The organism is Exiguobacterium sp. SH0S2 (assembly GCF_004337185.1).
Lineage (GTDB): Bacteria > Bacillota > Bacilli > Exiguobacteriales > Exiguobacteriaceae > Exiguobacterium > Exiguobacterium aurantiacum_A.
Window position 1 is genome coordinate 1 of sequence record NZ_SJVB01000020.1, and the last position, 466, is coordinate 466.

Here is a 466-nt window from a genome sequence, read left to right on the forward strand (position 1 = left end):
GCCGCCGAAGGTGGGACAGATGATTGGGGTGAAGTCGTAACAAGGTAGCCGTATCGGAAGGTGCGGCTGGATCACCTCCTTTCTAAGGAAAATGCCCATGTGGCATGCCCATCGTTCAGTTTTGAGAGACCAAATCTCTCGACAAATCAAATTATGAGGGCCTATAGCTCAGCTGGTTAGAGCGCACGCCTGATAAGCGTGAGGTCGGTGGTTCGAGTCCACTTAGGCCCACCATTTTTTTGAGAATTCCCTTATATGGGGCCTTAGCTCAGCTGGGAGAGCGCCTGCCTTGCACGCAGGAGGTCAGCGGTTCGATCCCGCTAGGCTCCACTTTGTTCCTTGAAAACTGAAGATTCATCAAGACATCAAACCAAGAAAAATATGCATGGTCCGTTCGGACCGTGTGTCTTAGAAACGCTAGATCAAGGTAGAAAGGGCGTACGGTGGATGCCTTGGCACTAGGAGC

Annotated in this window: 2 tRNA genes and 1 rRNA gene; all 3 read left to right on the forward strand. The window is 51.5% G+C overall.

The annotated features are described in order from the left end of the window. Positions 1-82: ribosomal RNA gene (locus tag EVJ21_RS15230) — 16S ribosomal RNA — on the forward strand; the annotation flags it as partial. 75 nt (positions 83-157) lie between these two features. Further along, positions 158-234, forward strand: a tRNA-Ile gene (locus tag EVJ21_RS15235). A 23-nt stretch (positions 235-257) separates the two neighbouring features. Next, positions 258-330, forward strand: a tRNA-Ala gene (locus EVJ21_RS15240). The last annotated feature ends 136 nt before the right edge of the window (positions 331-466 follow it).